This is a genomic window from Sorangium sp. So ce131 (assembly GCF_051519095.1).
Taxonomy (GTDB): Bacteria; Myxococcota_A; Polyangia; order Polyangiales; family Polyangiaceae; genus Sorangium.
Window position 1 is genome coordinate 7,263,317 of record NZ_CP150455.1, and the last position, 17,658, is coordinate 7,280,974.

General features: G+C 72.1%; 12 protein-coding genes. 11 read left to right on the plus strand and 1 reads right to left on the minus strand.

From position 1 onward, the window contains the following. The first annotated feature begins 211 nt into the window (after positions 1-211). The 10 genes from WMF43_RS26500 (at position 212) to WMF43_RS26545 (ending at position 15,112) form a co-directional block, all read left to right on the plus strand. Positions 212-2,395 (plus strand): bifunctional alpha,alpha-trehalose-phosphate synthase (UDP-forming)/trehalose-phosphatase, encoded by a 2,184-nt coding sequence (locus WMF43_RS26500; RefSeq protein ID WP_437668744.1) that lies wholly within the window; start codon positions 212-214, stop codon positions 2,393-2,395. A 215-nt stretch (positions 2,396-2,610) separates the two neighbouring features. Beyond that, a complete protein-coding gene (locus tag WMF43_RS26505) occupies positions 2,611-3,213 on the plus strand; it encodes a carbonic anhydrase (protein ID WP_437668745.1) in 603 nt (200 codons plus the stop codon). 115 nt (positions 3,214-3,328) lie between these two features. Then, positions 3,329-3,721 carry a hypothetical protein gene (locus WMF43_RS26510; RefSeq protein ID WP_437668746.1) on the plus strand — a complete coding sequence of 131 codons (393 nt, stop codon included), beginning with the start codon at positions 3,329-3,331 and terminating at the stop codon, positions 3,719-3,721. Between the two features lie 164 nt (positions 3,722-3,885). Beyond that, a complete protein-coding gene (locus WMF43_RS26515; RefSeq protein ID WP_437668747.1) occupies positions 3,886-5,124 on the plus strand; it encodes a TolC family protein in 1,239 nt (412 codons plus the stop codon). Then, entirely contained in the window at positions 5,121-6,437 is a 1,317-nt protein-coding gene (locus WMF43_RS26520) for an efflux RND transporter periplasmic adaptor subunit (protein WP_437668748.1), read from the plus strand. The genes WMF43_RS26515 and WMF43_RS26520 overlap by 4 nt, the downstream gene beginning before the upstream one ends. Before the next feature lie 10 nt (positions 6,438-6,447). Beyond that, positions 6,448-9,636 carry an efflux RND transporter permease subunit gene (locus tag WMF43_RS26525; RefSeq protein WP_437668749.1) on the plus strand — a complete coding sequence of 1,063 codons (3,189 nt, stop codon included), beginning with the start codon at positions 6,448-6,450 and terminating at the stop codon, positions 9,634-9,636. Positions 9,637-9,653: 17 nt separating this feature from the next. Beyond that, positions 9,654-10,025, plus strand: a complete 372-nt coding sequence (locus WMF43_RS26530; RefSeq protein WP_437668750.1) for a hypothetical protein — start codon at positions 9,654-9,656, stop codon at positions 10,023-10,025. Between the two features lies 1 nt (position 10,026). Then, positions 10,027-11,391 (plus strand): efflux RND transporter periplasmic adaptor subunit, encoded by a 1,365-nt coding sequence (locus WMF43_RS26535; protein ID WP_437668751.1) that lies wholly within the window; start codon positions 10,027-10,029, stop codon positions 11,389-11,391. Between the two features lie 10 nt (positions 11,392-11,401). Further along, positions 11,402-14,479: an efflux RND transporter permease subunit gene (locus tag WMF43_RS26540; protein WP_437668752.1), complete on the plus strand. Its 3,078-nt coding sequence runs from the start codon at positions 11,402-11,404 to the stop codon at positions 14,477-14,479. Between the two features lie 9 nt (positions 14,480-14,488). Further along, a complete protein-coding gene (locus WMF43_RS26545; protein ID WP_437668753.1) occupies positions 14,489-15,112 on the plus strand; it encodes a methyltransferase family protein in 624 nt (207 codons plus the stop codon). Between the two features lie 114 nt (positions 15,113-15,226). Here the strand turns inward: WMF43_RS26545 and WMF43_RS26550 are convergent, their stop codons facing one another. Continuing rightward, positions 15,227-15,886 (minus strand): glutathione S-transferase family protein, encoded by a 660-nt coding sequence (locus WMF43_RS26550; RefSeq protein ID WP_437668754.1) that lies wholly within the window; start codon positions 15,884-15,886, stop codon positions 15,227-15,229. 303 nt (positions 15,887-16,189) lie between these two features. Between WMF43_RS26550 and WMF43_RS26555 the strand changes: the two genes are divergently transcribed. Next, on the plus strand, positions 16,190-17,440 hold the full coding sequence (locus WMF43_RS26555) for a serine/threonine-protein kinase (protein ID WP_437668755.1): 1,251 nt from the start codon (positions 16,190-16,192) through the stop codon (positions 17,438-17,440). Positions 17,441-17,658: the final 218 nt, after the last annotated feature.

The following is a 17,658-nucleotide window of genomic DNA, read 5'->3' on the forward strand; positions in this document are numbered from 1 at the left end:
CGCAATATGATTTGAGTTCAAAGTATTTTGGCGCCGCGATGCCGCGGCGATTTCGCGGGCGGACGCCGCGCGTTCAGCGCGTCCGACGGCCCGCGGCGGCGCGCCCTGCGGCGCGCGGCCGTCCCCTGCGCCGGCGCGCGGAGCGCTCGGCGGGCGGGTCGATCCGCGCCTCGCGAGCGCCGCCCGGGCCACCGCAGAGGAGGGGAGTTCCATGCCTCGACTGCTCATCGTCTCCAACCGTCTCCCGATCAGCGTGCGCGTCGACCGCGGCGCGCTCTGCCTGACCCGCTCCGCGGGCGGCCTCGCCGCGGCGATGCGCGGCCCTCACGAGCGGCTGAACGCGCTCTGGATCGGCTGGCCGGGCGACGTCGGGGTCCTCTCCGCCGAGCAGCGGGAGGACGCCGACGCGGCGCTCGAGGGGCTGCGCGCCGCGCCCGTGCACCTCGGCGCCGCGGAGCAGCGCCGCTTCTACGACGGCTTCTCGAACGGCGTGCTCTGGCCCCTGTTCCACTACCTGCTCGACAAGGTGAACCTGGACGCGGAGCTCGACTGGGAGGCGTACCAGCGCGTGAACGAGCGCTTCGCCGACGTCGTCGCCGCGCAGTACGCGCCGGGCGACGCGATCTGGGTGCACGACTACCAGCTGATGCTCCTGCCGGCGCTGCTCCGGCGGCGCCTGCCGGGGGCGCGGATCGGATTCTTCCTCCACGTCCCCTTCCCGTCCGCGGAGGTCTTCCGCATCCTCCCCTGGCGGCAGGAGATCCTGCGCGGCCTGCTCGGCGCCGATCTGCTCGGCTTCCACACGGCCGCCTACCGGAGGAACTTCGCGGCGTCGGCGGCGCACGTGCTCGCGAGCGATCCGGACGAGGCGGCGATCGAGCACGACGGGCGCAAGGTCGCGCTGGGGGTTCACCCCATCAGCATCGACGCCGCGGAGATCGAGCGGCTCGCGGGCCACCCGGGCGTCCGGGAGGAGGCGGCGCGGATCCGCGCGGAGGCGCGCGGCCGCAGGATCGTGCTCGGGATCGATCGCCTCGACTACACGAAGGGGATCCCGCGGCGCCTGCTCGCGATCGAGCGGTTCCTGGAGCGCGAGCCGGAGCTCGGGGAGCAGGTCCGGTTCATCCAGCTCGCCGTGCCCACGCGGGGGGCGTCCGGCGCGTACGCGGACTTCCGGCGGGTCGTGCACGAGATGGTCGGCCGCATCAACGGGCAGCACGGCACGACGTACGCGACGCCGATCCACTTCATGCACCGCGCGTTGCCGGTCGAGCAGGTGGTCGCCCTGTACCTCGCGGCCGACGTCATGCTGGTGACCCCGCTCCGCGACGGGATGAACCTCGTCGCGAAGGAGTACGTCGCCGCGCGGGTCGACGACGACGGCGCCCTGATCCTCAGCGAGTTCGCGGGGGCCGCGGCCGAGCTGGCGGAGGCGATCACCGTCAACCCGTACGACATCGGCTCGGTCGCCGCCGCCGTGAAGCAGGCGCTCACCATGCCGCGGGCCGAGCAGCAGGTCCGGATGGCGGCGCTGCGCCGGCGCGTGGCCGCGCACGACGTCCACGTGTGGGCGCAGTCGTTCCTGGACGACCTCGATCGCGCCGCGGCGGCGGGGCCCGGGGCGGCCGCCGTGCCGGCGCGGCGGGAGGTGCCCGAGAGCGTCGTCGAGCACGTCCGGCGCGCGCCCGAGCGGGTGTGGATCCTCGATTACGACGGCACGCTGGTCCCGTTCGCGCCGGTGCCGGACCTCGCGGCGCCCGACGAGGAGCTGCTCGCGCTGCTGCGGGCGCTGTCCGAGCGCGACCGCGTGCACGTCGTGAGCGGCCGGCGGCGCGCCGACATCGAGCGCTGGTTCGGCGCGCTGCCGCTCCACCTGCACGCCGAGCACGGCTTCTGGTCGAGGCCGAGGACGTGCGACGACTGGGTCGCGCTCGAGCCCGACGCCGCCGCGTGGAAGGGCGAGATCCGGGCGCTCCTGGAGGACGTCACCCGGCGCACCCCGGGCAGCTTCATCGAGGAGAAGACGGTGACCCTCGCGTGGCACTACCGCGCGGCGGAGCCCGAGCTCGCGGGCGAGCACGCGCGCGAGCTGCGGGCGCGCCTCGCGGAGCACATCGACGGGGGCGCGCTCGAGCTGCTCGGCGGCGCGAAGGTGCTGGAGATCCGGCCCCGCGGCGTCCACAAGGGCCGGGTCGTGCCGCTCATCCTGGACGACGTGCCCGCGAGGGCGGCGGTGATCGCGATCGGGGACGACCGCACGGACGAGGACATCTTCGCGGCGCTCCCGCCGTCGGCGTGTACGATCCACGTCGGCAACGAGCGCAGCCTCGCGGCCTACCGGCTGCCCGACGCGGGGGCGGTGCGGAGGTTATTGCGCGCGTCGATGCCTGCGTGAAGCCACGCTGGACCAGGGTCTCGGCGCCGCCGCCCGTGGCGCGCCCTAGACGTCCAGCCGTCGGAGCGCGCCGGACGCTCAGGCCCCATCGCCCGCTCCGCCCTCTCGCCCGCTCCCCCCTCCGTCTTGCCCGTGGATGCGCAGCTGCGGGAACCCGACGCGCCCTCGTTCCGACTCACGCCCGCGGACCGCCCCCGGGTCCAGGAGCGACGACGATGCATCTTTCCTCCAGCACCACGACGCCCCCTCCGGCCTCGACCCGGCGCCGGCGCGCAACCGCCGCGCTGGATCCGCGCCACACGCTGCTCGTCTCGTGCTTCGACGCCGCGCTTCCCCTCGAGCGGCTGGGGCTCTCCGCGCGGGGGAACCCCTGCGCGCAGGTGCGATCGCCGGCGCACCTCGTGGCGCCCTGGAGCGACGAGGCGACCTCCGAGAACGCGCTGCTCACGCTATCGCTCTCGATGCGGGAGACGCACGACGTCGTGATCTGCGGCCACCTCCGGTGCGCGGCGCTCGATGCGCTCCTCGATCAGGAGCGCGACGCAGCGGCCTCCCGGCTCCTGTCGCAGGTGCCCGCGGCCCAGGCGACGCTCGACCTCGTGCGCCGCAACTACGGCGACCTCGGCGGCGAGGCGCTCCGCGAGGCGGCGGCCCAGGAGAACGTGCTGACCCAGCTCGATCACCTGCTCACCTACCCGCTCCTGTCGCGGGTCGACGGGCCGCGCGTGCACGCCTGGCTCTACGACGAGCGCGACGCGTCGCTCTGGGCGTACTCCTTCGAGGCGTCGCAGTTCGTCCACCAGGTCTCGCCCTGGTGAGGCGCGGCCGCGCGCCTTCCTCCGATCTTGCCCTGATGGCGCGACCGCGGCGTGATCGCGGCGCGACCGCGCGCCCTCCTTGACGCTCGCCCCGACCTCCTCCACCCTCGCTCCGATGCCCCGCGTCCGGCGACATCACCGTGCCCGCAGCGCGATCCGCCGCTGGATCTGCGCGGCGCTCTCGGTGCTGCTCGCCGTGGGCGTCCTCGCGCAGGGGCACACGCTCCAGGCGCTCGGGGTGGCGATCGCGTGCGAGCACCCGAGCCTCGTGCCTTCGTCCGCCGAGGAGCACCACGACCTGGCGCCGGACGACGGCGCGCACGACGACTGCCCGCCCGGCTGCGACGACTGCGCCTGCGGCCGCATCCCCATGACGCTGCCGCTCGGCGAGGTGCTGCCCTACCTCCTCCTCGAGGCCTACGAGATCGTCGCCTGGTCGCCGCCGGAGATGCCCGGGCGCGCCTCCGCCTGCCGCCTCGAGCGGCCCCCCCGACGCCCGCGCGCCTGAGGCGCCCGCGTCAGGGGTCGCACGCACGAGCACGGCCGGAGCGGTCGGGCGCATGAGCGCCTCCGCGCCACGCCGCCGGGGGCTCTGTCCTCACGCGCGATCCTGACCGGGCACAACCGCGGTTCTTCGCGCGAGCGCTGGATGCGCTCGAGGGCTGCCCGTCCATGTTCCGCACGCATCTCCGTCGTCTGCTCGTCATTTCCTCGACCGCCCTCCACCTCGTGATCCCGAAGGCGGCGGCCGCCGCCGAGCCCTCCCTGACCCGGGCTCGGATCGCCGAGCTCGTACACGCCGCGCCGGCCGCGCGCGTCGCCTCTTCCGAGGCCGCCGTCGCCGGCGCCGCCGTCACCGCCGCGGGGGTCGTCTCGCTCGAAAACCCGGTCCTGTCCGGGATGGGAGGGATCCGCTTCAACCCCGACGGGGGCAGGCCGGCCGCTGCCGTGGCCTCGCTCTCGTGGCCGATCGAGCTGGGCGGGCAGCGAGGCGCGCGCGTCGAGGCCGCCAAGGCGGAGCAGCGCGCTGCCTTGACCACCGCCGAGGGCACCCAGCGGCGCCTCCTGCTGGCCGCGCTCCTTCAGCACGCGCTCGTGCTGCGCGACGAGGCGCAGGTCGCCCTCGCCGCCGAGCGCCGCGCGCTTGCCCAGCGGCTCGTCGCCGCGTCGGAGAAGCGCAAGAAGGCGGGGGAAGTGCCGGAGGTCGATGTGATGCTCGCGAGGCTCCAGGAGGGGCGCGACGCCGCCGCCGAGGCGGTCGCCCTGGGAACACGCGAGGCCGACATGCTGGGACTCCTGTCGATGCTGGGTCTGGGGTCGAAGGACAGCGCGGTCACGGGGTCGCTGGTGCCGCCGGAGGCGCCGCCTCCCCTTGCGACGCTGCTCCGCGAGGCCGATCAGCGGGCCGACGTGCGCACCGCCATGGCGGCGCTGGAGGCGGCCAGGGCGCGGTCAGGCCGGGAGCGGGCCGGACGATGGCCGACCGTCAGCCTGCTGGCCCAGTACGAGCGGGACGACCAGGCGAACATCGGGATGATCGGCCTCGCCTTGCCGGTGCCGATCCTGAACGCGAACCGGGCGGGGGTGGCGACGGCCGAGGCTGAAGTCGACGCGGCAACGGCCCGCCTTGCGGCGAGCCGGGCGAGCGCAGCGGGCGAGATCCAGGGGCTTTACGCGCGTTATGTGGCGACGAGGAACGCGCTCGCTCATCTCGCGCCTGCCACACGCCTCTCGACGCAGGCCGTGGCGCTCTCGACGAGAGGCTACGAGCTAGGAGAGAACGACCTCGCGAGTGTCCTCCTCGTGCGCCGCGAGGCGCTCGACGCCCAGGCGGCGCTCCTCGACGCTGAACACGCCCACGCGAACGCCAAGATCGAGCTGCTGGTCGCCGCGGGGAGGGTTCCGCAATGAGCGACGCCAAGGTGAAGATCGAGCTGACCCGCGCGAAGCTCGCGGCGCTGGCAGGGGGAGTTCTGCTCCTCCTCGCCGCCGCGGTGACGGGAACCCTGCTCATCGACCACTCGATTCACGACCACGACGCCGACGAGCACGAGGGACACGACCACGGCAAGCCCGAAACGGCAGCCCATGGGCACGGCGAACACGAGCACGGCGCACAAGGGCACGACGAACACGGCCACGGCGAACACGAAGAGGGCGAGCACGAAGAGGGCAAGATCAAGCTGTCACCCGAGGCGCTCAACAACGCGCGGCTCGAGATCCTGACGGCCGGCCCGGGCAGCGTCGCGGACGCCGTCTCGCTCCCGGGAGAAGTGGCGCTCAACGCCGAAGCCCTCGCCCACGTCACGCCTCGCGTCTCCGGCACGGCGCGCGAGGTGAGGAAGCAGCTCGGCGACACCGTGAAGAAGGGTGACGTGCTCGCGCTCCTCGACAGCCGTGAGTTCGCGGAGCTCCAGCGGGAGCTCTTGACCGCGAAGGAGCGGCTCGAGCTCGCGGAGGCGAACTTCAAACGTGAAGAGGCGCTCTGGAACGAGAAGATCGCCGCCGAGAAGGAGTACCTCGCCGCGAAGCAGGCGCTCGCCGAGGCGAGGATCGAGCATCGCAGCGCCGCCCAGAAGCTCCAGGCGTCGTCCGGCGCGGGCTCCGGCGCGAAGGGCGGCGCGTACGCGCTCATCGCGCCGATCGACGGCACGATCATCGAGAAGCACATCAACATCGGCGAGGTGCTCAAGGACGACACGCAGGCGTTCGTCGTCGCCGATCTCTCGACGATCTGGGTCAACGTCACGGTGTACGCGAAGGACCTCGCCCGCGTCCGCGCCGGCCAGCGCGCCCGCGTGCGGGCCGAGGGCATCGAGGAGCCCGCGGAGGGCGAGATCGCCTACGTCGGCCCCGTCGTCGGCGAGCAGACGCGCTCGGCCACCGCGCGCGTCGTGCTGAAGAACCCCGGCGCCGCGTGGCGGCCCGGCCTGTTCGTGACCGCGGACGTGGCCGTCGCCGAGGTCGACGCGCCGGTCGTCGTCTCGTACGACGGGCTGCAGCGCGTCGAGGGGAAGGACGTCGTCTTCGTCCAGGAGGGCGACGCCTTCGAGGCCCGGGCCATCAAGCCTGGCCGCTACGGCAAGGCGCCAGGCGAGCAGGGCGCCGAGCTCGTGGAGGTGCTGAACGGCATCGCCGCGGGGGAGCGCTACGTCGGCAAGAACAGCTTCCTCCTCAAGGCCGAGCTCGGGAAATCCGAGGCGGGCCACGACCACGCGCACTGAGGAGGACCCGATGCTCACCCTCCTCGCGAAGCTCCTCGCGTTCTCGGTCCGCCATCGCTGGCTCGTGGTCGTCCTCACGCTCGCGGTCGGGGCGCTCGGCGTCTACAACTGGAGCCGCCTGCCGATCGACGCGGTGCCCGACATCACCAACGTCCAGGTGCAGATCAACACCTCGGTCAAGGCGCTGTCCCCCGTCGAGGTCGAGCGGCGCGTCACCTTCCCGATCGAGTGGGCGATGGGCGGCATCCCCAGCGTCGAGCAGGTCCGGTCGCTCTCGCGCTACGGCCTGTCGCAGGTGACGGTCATCTTCAAGGACGGCACCGACATCTACTGGGCGCGCCAGCTCGTGAGCGAGCGCCTCGCGGCAGCCAAGGAGAGCCTGCCGCCCGGCCTCGGCGAGCCGCAGATGGGCCCGATCGCGACCGGGCTCGGCGAGATCTACATGTGGACGCTCGAGGCCTCGCCGGAGGCCCGGCGGCCCGACGGCCAGCCGTACGAGCTCACCGACCTGCGCACCATCCAGGACTGGATCGTGCGCCCGCAGCTCCGCACGGTCCAGGGCGTCACGGAGATCAACTCGATCGGCGGCTATGAACAGCTCTACCAGGTCTCGCCCGATCCCGCGAAGCTCGTCGGCTACGGCCTGTCGTTCCGCGACGTGCTCGAGGCCGTCGCGAACAACAACGCCAACGCGGGCGGCGGCTACATCGAGCACAAGGGCGAGCAGTACCTGATCCGCGCGACCGGGCTCGTTCGAGGCCAGGACGACATCCGTCGCATCCTCGTCGGCCATCACGACGGGGTCCCGATCCGCGTCGGGGACGTCGCCGAGGTGGGCGTGGGCCGCGAGCTCCGCACCGGCGCCGCGACCGAGGACGGGCGCGAGGTCGTCATCGGCACCGCCATCATGCTCGTCGGCGAGAACAGCCGGTCCGTCTCGCAGCGCGTCAGCGAGCGGATGCAGTCGGTCAACAAGTCGCTCCCGGAGGGGGTCACGGCCAAGACCGTCTACGACCGCACCTACCTCGTCGACGCGACCCTGAGCACCGTGACCCGGAGCCTGCTCGAGGGCGCGGCGCTGGTCGTCGTCGTGCTGTTCCTCCTGCTCGGCAACGTCCGCGCCGCGCTCATCGCCGCGTTCGCCATCCCCTTCTCGATGCTCATCGCCATCACCGGCATGGTCGAGGGCAAGATCAGCGGCAACCTGATGAGCCTCGGGGCGATCGACTTCGGGCTCATCGTCGACGGCTCGGTGATCATCGTCGAGAACTGCGTCCGGCGCTTCGCCGAGGAGCAGCACCGGCTCGGGCGGGTGCTCACCCGGGAGGAGCGGATCGAGCTCGCGTACGAGGCGTCGCAGGAGGTCCGGAAGGCGACGATCTTCGGCGAGATCATCATCGCGATCGTCTACCTGCCGATCCTGACGCTCACGGGCATCGAGGGGAAGATGTTCCGGCCGATGGCGGAGACGGTGGTGCTCGCGCTCGCCGGCGCGACGATCCTGTCGATGACGTTCATCCCCGCGCTCGTGGCGCTCGTCCTGACCGGCAAGGTGGACGAGAAGGAGAACTTCCTCTTCCGGCCCGCCAGGCGCGGCTACGAGCGGATCATCGGCTGGGCCCTCGCCCACCGCGGCCCGGTGGTGATCGGCGCGCTCGCCCTGCTCGCGATCTCCGGGTTCGCCGCGACCCGGCTCGGCAGCGAGTTCGCGCCCAAGCTGAGCGAGGGCGCCCTCGCGCTCCAGCCGGCGAGGATCCCCTCGATCGGGATCACCACGAGCGTCGAGATGCAGATGCAGCTCGAGCGCGTGCTCAAGGAGCGGTTCCCGGACGAGATCGAGCACATCTTCGCCCGGACCGGGACGGCCGAGGTCGCGACCGATCCGATGGGCCCCAACGTGTCGGACACCTACCTCATGCTGAAGCCGCGGAGCGCGTGGAAGAAAGCGACGACGCAGGAGGAGCTCGCGGAGGCGATCGAGGAGGTGGTCAAGGAGCTGCCCGGGCAGAACTACGAGTTCAGCCAGCCCATCGAGCTCCGGTTCAACGAGCTCATCTCGGGCGTGCGGAGCGACGTCGCCGTGAAGGTCTTCGGCGACGACCTCGACGTCATGCTCGAGCACGCGCAGCAGATCGGCGGCATCCTCGGAAAGACGCCGGGCGCCGCCGACGTCAAGGTCGAGCAGGTCACGGGGCTGCCCGTGCTCACGATCGACATCGACCGGGACGCCGCCGCCCGCTACGGGCTCAACATCGCCGACGTGCAGGCGGTGGTGGAGGCCGCGGTCGGGGGCATCAGCGCCGGCGAGGTGTTCGAGGGCGACAAGCGCTTCGACCTCGTCATCCGCCTCCCCGAGGTGATCCGCGGCGACATCCGCGCGCTCCAGAACCTGCCCGTTCCGCTCCCGGAGGCGGACGCCCGGGGAGCCGCCCTGCGGCCCGCCTCCACGACCGGGCACGTCGAGCAGCGGACGGCGTTCGTTCCGCTCGGCTCGGTGGCCAGGATCACCATCGAGGAGGGGCCCAACCAGGTGAGCCGGGAGAACGGCAAACGCCGGGTCGTCGTGCAGGCGAACGTGCGCGGGCGGGACCTCGGGAGCTTCGTGGCCGACGCGCAGCAGCGGCTCGACGCCGAGGTGAAGCTCCCGGCCGGCTACTGGACCGCCTGGGGCGGGCAGTTCGAGAACCTCATCGCCGCGCGCGAGCGGCTCGCCCTCGTCGTGCCGGCCGCGCTCGGGCTCATCTTCGGGCTGCTCTTCCTGTCCTTCGGGACGCTGAAGAACGCCTTGTTGATCTTCACCGGCGTCCCGCTCGCGCTGACCGGAGGCATCTTCGCGCTCTGGATCCGCGGGCTGCCGGTCTCCATCTCGGCGGCCGTCGGGTTCATCGCCCTCTCGGGCGTCGCCGTGCTCAACGGCTTGGTGATGGTGACCTTCATCGAGAACATGCGCCATCGGGGCGAGTCGCTCGACGATGCCGTCTTCCACGGCTCGATCGCGCGGCTCCGCCCCGTGCTCATGACGGCGCTCGTCGCGGCCCTCGGCTTCGTCCCGATGGCGCTCGCGACCGGCACCGGCTCCGAGGTGCAGCGGCCGCTCGCGACGGTCGTCATCGGCGGCATCATCTCGTCGACGGCCCTCACGCTCCTGATCCTGCCGGTCCTCTACCGCTTGTTTCATGCAAGAGAGGCCCAGGCGTGACAGAGAGGAGTCCTCGAATGAACCGATCTCACAGCACGGAGAACCGGCCCATGAAGTTTCGTTCCATCTCGCTCGTGCTCTGCATCCTCGCCCTCGGTGCCGCGTCGTGCTCGAAGGAGGCGCCGAGCGCCGGCGAGGCCGCGCCCGCGCAGACGCAGGCGAAGGCGGCGCACGCGCCGCACGCGCCGGCCGACGTGAAGCCCGGATCCCACGAGGACTGGTGCGGGGAGCACGAGGTGCCCGAGTCGCAGTGCACCCGCTGCGACCCGGATCTGATCCCGGCGTTCAAGGCCACGGGCGACTGGTGCGCGGAGCACGGGCTGCCCGAGTCGCAGTGCCTCAAGTGCAACCCCGACCTGAAGATCGTCAGGCCGCCGAAGGGGAGCTGACATGCCCGGCCGGGTTACCCTCGTGGCGCTCCTGCTCCTCGCCGCTCTTCCAGGGTGCGAGGCCCAGGGGACCGGCAACGCCGCGCCGACGAAGGCCGAGGCGAAGCCGAGCGCGGCGTCGGCCGTCGAGGGCGCCATGTGCAAGGAGCACGGCGTGCTCCAGGCGCTCTGCACGAAGTGCAATCCGAAGCTCGCCCCGATCTTCCAGGCGAAGGGGGACTGGTGCAAAGAGCACGAGTTCCCGGAGTCCATCTGCCCCATCTGCCACCCCGAGCGCGGCGGAAAGCCGGCGGCCGACGTGGCGAGCGACGGCGCGCCGGCCGACGGGACGAAGGTCAAGTTCAAGACCAAGGACACGGCCCGGCTCGCCGGCATCCTCACGGCGAAGGCCGTCGAGCGGCAGGGCGGCGGCGGCATCCCCGTGACCGCCAGGATCGTCTACGACGCGCTCAAGGTGGCGGAGATCAACGCCCGCGCCGCGGGGGTCGTCCGGCAGCTGCACGTGGACGTGGGCGCGGAGGTCAAGAAGGGCGCCCCGCTCGCCGTCATCGACAGCGCCGAGGTGGGGGCGGATCGATCGCGGCTGGCCAGCGCGCTGTCGCGCCTCAAGATCGCCGAGGAGAACCTGCTGCGCGAGGAGCAGCTCGAAAAGGAGGGGATCTCGTCGCGCCGGAGCGTGCTCGCCGCGCAGCAGGAGCTCGATGCTGCGCGCGCGGAGCGCGCCTCCTTCGCGGCCTCCCTGGCCGTCGTGGGCGCGAGCGCGGGCGGGAGCGGGGGCTACACGCTCACCACCCCGCTCGCCGGCATCGTGACCCAGCGCAGGGCGACCGTGGGCAGGCTCGTCGGCGTCGAGGAGACCCTGTTCGAGGTGGTCGACGTCTCGAGCATGTGGGCCGAGCTCGACGTCCCCGAGACCGACCTCCCGTCCGTCTCGCCGAGGCAGCCGGTGGTCATCGAGGTCGACGGCATCGAGGGGCGCGAGCTCAAGGGGGAGATCACGTACGTGGCGCCGGCCATCGACCCGTCCACGCGCACGGCCAAGGCGCGCGTCCCGCTCGCGAACCCGGACGGCGCGCTGCGGGCCAACATGTTCGGCCGGGCGCGCATCCTCGCCCCGGCGCGCGCCGCGGTCATGGTGCCCCGCTCCGCGGTGCAGCGCGCGAGGACGGTGAAGCTCGTGTTCGTGCGGCTCGCGGAGGACCAGTTCGAGGCGCGGCGGGTCGAGATCGGCGCGACCGAGGGCGACCTGGTCGAGGTGAAGAAGGGCGTGCGCCCGGGCGAGGAGGTCGCGACCGAAGGGAGCTTCCTGCTCAAGACCGAGACCCTCAAGGAGAGCATCGGCGCCGGCTGCTGCGGCCAGGACTGAGGCGCGGGCCATGCTGAACGCCATCATCACCTGGTCGCTCCGCCACCGAGCCCTCGTGATCCTGGCCTCGATCGGCCTCTCTCTGGCGGGCATCCTCGCGTTCCGCAGCCTGCCCATCGACGCCTTCCCGGACACGACGCCGGTGCAGGTGCAGATCAACACCGTCGCTCCTGCCCTCTCCCCCGTCGAGATCGAGCGCCAGATCACGACGCCCGTCGAGCAGGCGATCTCGGGGCTACCCAGGCTCGAGGAGGTCCGTTCGCTCTCTCGCTTCGGCCTCTCCCAGGTCACCGCCCGCTTCGAGGACGACACGGACATCTACCTGGCCCGCCAGGTCGTCATGGAGCGACTCCAGACCGTGGCGCTGCCGCCGGGCATCGAGCGCCCGGAGCTCGGCCCGGTCGCCACCGGGCTCGGCGAGGTGTTCCACTACGTGGTCACCGGCAAGGGCAAGTCGCTGAGCGAGCTGCGCACCGTCCACGACTGGGTCATCGCGCCGCAGCTCCGCTCGGTGCGCGGCGTGGCCGAGGTCAACGCCTGGGGCGGCGACGAGCGGCAGATCCAGGTCCTCGTCGACCCGGCGGAGCTCACGGCGCGGGGGCTCTCCCTCCACGACCTGGCCGAGGCCCTCGAGCGGAACAACGCCAACGTGGGCGGGGGCAACCTGGACCAGGCCGGCGAGTCCAGCCTGATCCAGGGCATCGGCATCGCGACGCGGGTGAGCGACATCGAGGACATCGTGGTCGCCGCCAAGGGCGGGGCCCCCATCCGCGTGCGCGACGTCGCCCGGGTGGTCGAGGGGCGCGAGATCCGGCGGGGCGCGGTCACCGCGGACGGCCGGGGGGAGGTCGTGCTCGGCCTGGGCTTCATGCTGATGGGCGAGAACAGCCACGACGTCACGACGCGGCTCAAGGCGCGCCTCGACGAGGTCAAGAAGAGCCTCCCGGAGGGGATCGACGTCGCCGTCGTGTACGACCGCACCGAGCTCATCGACAAGGTGCTCGGCACCGTGAAGAAGAACCTGCTCGAGGGCGCGCTCCTCGTCGTCGCGGTGCTCTTCGCCTTCCTGGGCAACCTCCGCGCGGGGCTCATCGTGGCCTCGGCCATCCCCCTGTCGATGCTCTTCGCCTTCGATCTGATGCTGCGCGCCGGCGTGGCGGGGAGCCTGATGAGCCTCGGCGCCATCGATTTCGGCCTCGTCGTCGACAGCTCGGTGATCATGGTCGAGAACTCGGTCCGGCGGCTCTCGGAGGACACGAGCGACCGGAGCACGACGGACGTCGTGCTGGATGCATCCATCGAGGTCCGCAGGCCAACGATGTTCGGCGAGCTCATCATCATGATCGTCTACCTACCGATCCTCGCCCTCGAGGGGTCGGAGGGGAAGCTGTTCCGGCCGATGGCGCTCACCGTGATCTTCGCGCTCGTCGGCTCGATGATCCTGTCGCTCACGCTCATGCCGGCGCTCGCGAGCCTGCTGCTGCCGCGCCGCATGAAGGAGCGCGAGAACGTGCTCGTTCGCCTGCTCAAGCGGGCTTACCGGCCCGCGCTGCAGCTCGCGCTGCGGTGGCGCTGGGCGGTGCTCGCCGGCGCCGCGCTGCTCCTCGGCAACGCGGTCTTCCTCGCGACGCGGCTCGGCGCCGAGTTCGTGCCGCGGCTCCGCGAGGGCACCCTCGTCGCCAACACCGTGCGGCTCTCGGGCGTCTCGGCGGGCGAGTCGATCCGCTACGGCACCCAGCTCGAGCGGGTCCTGCTCGAGAGGTTCCCGGACGAGATCGAGCGCGTCTGGACCCGCACGGGCACCGCGGAGGTGGCGACGGACCCGATGGGGCTCGAGCTGTCCGACATGTTCATCACGCTGAGGCCGCGCGAGGCATGGAAGCGCGCCGCGACGCAGGACGAGCTCGTCCAGGCGATGGAGTCGGAGCTCGCCGGGATGCCGGGCATGCGCGTCATCTACACGCAGCCGATCGAGATGCGCGTCAACGAGATGGTCGCGGGGATCCGGGCCGATCTGGGGGTGAAGCTGTTCGGCGACGACTTCGACACGCTGAAGCAGAAGGCGCGCGAGATCGAGGCCGTCCTCAAGCGGATCCCTGGCGCCGCGGACGTGGTGACCGAGCAGCTCACGGGTCAGCCCGTGCTCGAGATCGAGGTCGACCGCGACGCCATCGCCCGGCACGGCATCGCCGCCGCCGACGTCCTCGATGTGGTCGAGGCCCTCGGCGCGCGGGAGGTCGGGCAGATGCAGGAGGGCGAGCGCCGCTTCCCCGTGGTGCTGCGCATCGACGACCGCTACCGGGAGGACGCCGCCTCCATCGGCCGCATCCTGGTCACGGCGGCCCGTGGGGAGCGTATCCCGCTCGCGCGGCTCGCGAAGATCCGCACGGCCGAGGGAGAGGCCGCGATCAACCGCGAGTGGGCGAAGCGCCGGATCGTCGTGCAGGCGAACGTCCGCGGCCGCGACGTGGGCACCTATGTCGAGGAAGCGAGGGCCAGGCTCGATCGGGAGGTCGAGCTGCCGCCCGGCTACTACGTCCGCTTCGGCGGGCAGTTCGAGCACCTCGAGCGGGCGCAGGCGCGCCTGCTCGTCGTGGTGCCCGTGGCCCTGGGGCTGATCCTGCTCTTGCTCTACTTCACGTACGGGCGGCTGCTCGATGCGGTCCGCGTCTTCACGGGCGTCCCGTTCGCCGCGATCGGCGGCGTCGTCGCGCTCTGGCTCCGCGACCTGCCCTTCAGCATCTCCGCGGGCGTCGGCTTCGTGGCGCTGTCGGGCGTCGCGGTGCTCGGGGACATGGTGCTCGTCTCCACCATCCGGCAGCTCACCGCGACCGGGATGCCGGCGCGGACCGCGATCGAGCTCGCGGCCGAGCAGCGCCTCCGTCCGGTCCTCATGACGGCGCTGGTCGCTTCGCTCGGCTTCGTGCCGATGGCGCTGAACACGGGCGTCGGCGCCGAGGTCCAGCGCCCGCTCGCGACGGTCGTGATCGGCGGCGTGATCTCCTCCACGCTGCTCACGCTGCTCGTCCTCCCGGTGCTCTACAGCGTGGTGGGCGGCCCCGAGCAGGCCGTTTCAACTGCAACCTAGGAGCTTGAGATGACTCGTCCCTGGTTCGCCCTCGCTCTGTACGCCGTCTACATGGCGCTCGCGTTCGGATGGCGGTCGATCCGGCAGCGCCGCGCGACGGGATCGACGGGCTTCCGCGGCATCTCGGGCCCTCCCGGGTCGCTGCCCTGGCTCGGCGGGGTGCTCTTCGCGCTCGCGATGCTCCTCGGCGTCGCGGCCCCCGTCGCGGAGCTCGCGGGCTGGATTGGCCCGCTCGTCGAGCCCGGCCACCTCGTCGTCGGGCTCGGGGCCGTCGCGACCGTCGCGGGCATCCTCGGCACGTTGTGGTCCCAGGGCGCGATGGGCGCGTCGTGGCGTATCGGCGTCAGCGACGCGGAGCGCACGAGCCTCGTGACGGGAGGCCCGTTCGCCGTCGTGCGGAACCCCATCTTCAGCTGCATGATGCTGGCCGCGCTCGGGATCGTGCTGATCCTCCCGAACGCCGCCGCGCTCGCCTCGTTCGTTGCGCTGGTCGTCGCGATAGAGCTGCAGGTCCGCTTCGTGGAGGAGCCTTATCTGCTCCGCACCCACGGCGACGCTTACGCGGCCTACTGCGCGAAGGTGGGGCGTTTTCTGCCGGGCATCGGCACTGGGGACCAGCCGCGGTCGCCGTGAGCCGCCTCGCCGCCCCGCGCGCGGGCTGCCTCGCCGCGGCGGTTCACTGCGGCTCCAGGTGAGCCGTGCAGCCGGACTCGTTGCCTTTGTACTCGGCCTCTGGCCCTCCCCTGTCTACGTCGCCGACGCGGCTTGCTGCTTCGCCCGCCACTTGGTCATGAAGGCGCGGTACGACTCGTCCATCTCACCCCAGATCTTGCGGACCACCTCCTGGTGGCCGGCGAACTCCACATACCGCGCGATCTTGGGGCGGCGGGTCAGCGCGTCGTCGCCCTGCTTGGTCAACATCGCGCCGTAGAACAGCCACGGCGCCAGCACGCAGTCGGCGAGCGTGAGCATGTCCGAGGCCGCGAAGCCGTCCGCGGACAGGAACGACTCCAGCGCGTTCAGGCCCTTGTCGAGCTTCTCGCGCTCCTCCGCCAGGTTGACCTTCAAGCTCGGGTCGGCCGCCGCCCACAGGAGCAGGAGCACGCCCGAACAGTAGAGATCCACGGTGCGGCAGATCAGGCGCACCTGGGCTCGCTCCTGCGGCAAGGCGCCGAGCAAGGACGGCGTCGGGAAGGCGTCCTCGAGGTACTCGCAGATGACCAGGCTCTCCGGCAGGACGAAGCCGTCGTGCTCGAGCACCGGCATCTTGCCGATCGGGTTCAGGCGCTGGAACTCGGGCGTGCCGAGCGCCGCGGGGCGGAGCTCGATCTCGAGCCCCTTGGCATAGGCCTGCATGCGGACGCGAGAGACGAAAGGGGAACCGTTCGAGCCGTGAAGGACGAGCATGTCGTTGCGTCTGCCTCCTGTGGGTGAGGCCCCCTCGTATACCACCGCAGGACGCGCGCCTAGGGGCGAGGGCGACCGACAAGCGCACGGCTGTCGACGGCTCTCCGCGCTCTACCGACACGGAGCCACACGCGGGCGAGACGCCGGCGCGACGCTGCGGCGCCCACCGTCGTTCCGCCGTAGTCAGACCCCCGTGGTCACGGTACGCTGTGGATATGCCCCGGGCCCTGATCCCAGCGCGTTGCCTTCGAGGCTCATCAACGCGCCTGGGACTCGGGGGTGGCACGGAGGTTATCGATCGTGATGCAGACATCTTCTTTCGATCCACAACCCGATTCCCAGAGAAAAGACGCCGCTCGCGCCGCGTGCGCGGCGGCGGAGCGACAGCCTGATTCCCGCCCGGCGTCCTCGCGCGGCGCGAGGCGGGACGGGTCGCGCGCAGGGCCGCAGCGCGGCCGCCTCGTCGCCGGTCGGTACCGGCTGACGCAGCCGCTCGGCCGGGGCGCGATGGGCGAGGTGTGGCGCGCGCACGACGGCGTGCTGCGCGTCGACGTCGCGCTCAAGTTCCTCCTCGTCCCGCCGGGCGGCCGGGCCGCCGACGCGATCGCGCGGTTCCGCTTCGAGGCCGAGGTCGCGGCGGAGCTCGGGCGCAAGACCGACCTCGTCGTCGCCGTGCGCGACGCCGGCGAGGATCCCGCGGCCGGCCCGTATTTCGTGATGGAGTACGTGCACGGCCGGTCCCTGCGGCAGCTCATGCAGGAGCGGGGGCCGATGCCGGCCGTCGACGTGGCGGCGATCCTCTGCCAGGTCGGAGAGGCCTTGTCGGTCGCGCACGGCCTCGGGCTCGTGCACCGCGACGTCAAGCCGTCGAACATCCTGCTCCTCGAGGGTCCGGACGGCCGGCTGCGCGCCAAGATCACGGACTTCGGGGTCGCGAAGCGGATCGGGAAGGAGCGTCCCGTGGACATGCGCCGCCGGACCGCGGACGGCGTGGTGCTGGGGACTCCGGCGTACATGAGCCCGGAGCACACGTGTGAGGGCCGCGCGGATGCTCAGCTCGACATGTGGTCGCTCGCGGTGGTCGCGCACGAGGCGCTCACGGGCCAGCAGCCTTTCCCGGGCCGCAACCTGTCCGCCGTGCTGGCCTCGATCCTGGTCGGCGCGCGGCCCTCGTTGTCGACGCTCTGTCCGGCCGCGCCGCCGGCGCTGGAGGGCTGGTTCGCGCGGGCCTTCGCCCTGAGCCCGTCGGAGCGATTTCCCTCTCTGGACCGGATGATCATGGCGTTCATGATCGCCGCTGGCGCGCCGGCGCCCGCCGCGCCGGCGCGCCAGCGCCGTCCGTGCCTGGCGGCGGCGGCCCTGGCCGGCGCGCTCTGCGTCGGGCTCCCCACCGCGCACCTCCTGGCGCCGCCCGAGGCGCCCGCCGCGTTGTGGACGAGGAGCGGCGTGGCGCAGGCCGCCTCCCGCCTCGCGGAGGCGGCGATGGCGCTCGCGGCGCCGCAGGCGGGGGCGCCGTCGCGGCAGCGGGCCCCGGGAGAGGGTGGGGAGCGCTGAGTGAGCGGATGGTGATCGGTTCGGGGTGCTCGTGCGCTGTGCACGAGCGCTCACGACCTCCGCCGCCAATACGGCTCAAGAGACCCCTGAGCGGCGCTCACCCTCTTTCGTCTTTCGTCTTTCGTGCTCGTCTTTCGTCTCTCGTGATCGTGATCGCTCAAATCCTCTCACGAGGATATGTTGCGTGAAGGGGGGATGGGGAAAGTGGAGAACGGGAG

What these genes read in the sequence shown, in the direction of transcription:
- WMF43_RS26500 (WP_437668744.1), top strand. Translation starts at nt 212, where the DNA reads ATGCCTCGACTGCTCATCGTCTCCAACCGTCTCCCGATCAGCGTGCGC.
- WMF43_RS26505 (WP_437668745.1), top strand. Translation starts at nt 2,611, where the DNA reads ATGCATCTTTCCTCCAGCACCACGACGCCCCCTCCGGCCTCGACCCGG.
- WMF43_RS26510 (WP_437668746.1), top strand. Translation starts at nt 3,329, where the DNA reads ATGCCCCGCGTCCGGCGACATCACCGTGCCCGCAGCGCGATCCGCCGC.
- WMF43_RS26515 (WP_437668747.1), top strand. Translation starts at nt 3,886, where the DNA reads ATGTTCCGCACGCATCTCCGTCGTCTGCTCGTCATTTCCTCGACCGCC.
- WMF43_RS26520 (WP_437668748.1), top strand. Translation starts at nt 5,121, where the DNA reads ATGAGCGACGCCAAGGTGAAGATCGAGCTGACCCGCGCGAAGCTCGCG.
- WMF43_RS26525 (WP_437668749.1), top strand. Translation starts at nt 6,448, where the DNA reads ATGCTCACCCTCCTCGCGAAGCTCCTCGCGTTCTCGGTCCGCCATCGC.
- WMF43_RS26530 (WP_437668750.1), top strand. Translation starts at nt 9,654, where the DNA reads ATGAACCGATCTCACAGCACGGAGAACCGGCCCATGAAGTTTCGTTCC.
- WMF43_RS26535 (WP_437668751.1), top strand. Translation starts at nt 10,027, where the DNA reads ATGCCCGGCCGGGTTACCCTCGTGGCGCTCCTGCTCCTCGCCGCTCTT.
- WMF43_RS26540 (WP_437668752.1), top strand. Translation starts at nt 11,402, where the DNA reads ATGCTGAACGCCATCATCACCTGGTCGCTCCGCCACCGAGCCCTCGTG.
- WMF43_RS26545 (WP_437668753.1), top strand. Translation starts at nt 14,489, where the DNA reads ATGACTCGTCCCTGGTTCGCCCTCGCTCTGTACGCCGTCTACATGGCG.
- WMF43_RS26550 (WP_437668754.1), bottom strand. Translation starts at nt 15,886, where the DNA reads ATGCTCGTCCTTCACGGCTCGAACGGTTCCCCTTTCGTCTCTCGCGTC.
- WMF43_RS26555 (WP_437668755.1), top strand. Translation starts at nt 16,190, where the DNA reads ATGCAGACATCTTCTTTCGATCCACAACCCGATTCCCAGAGAAAAGAC.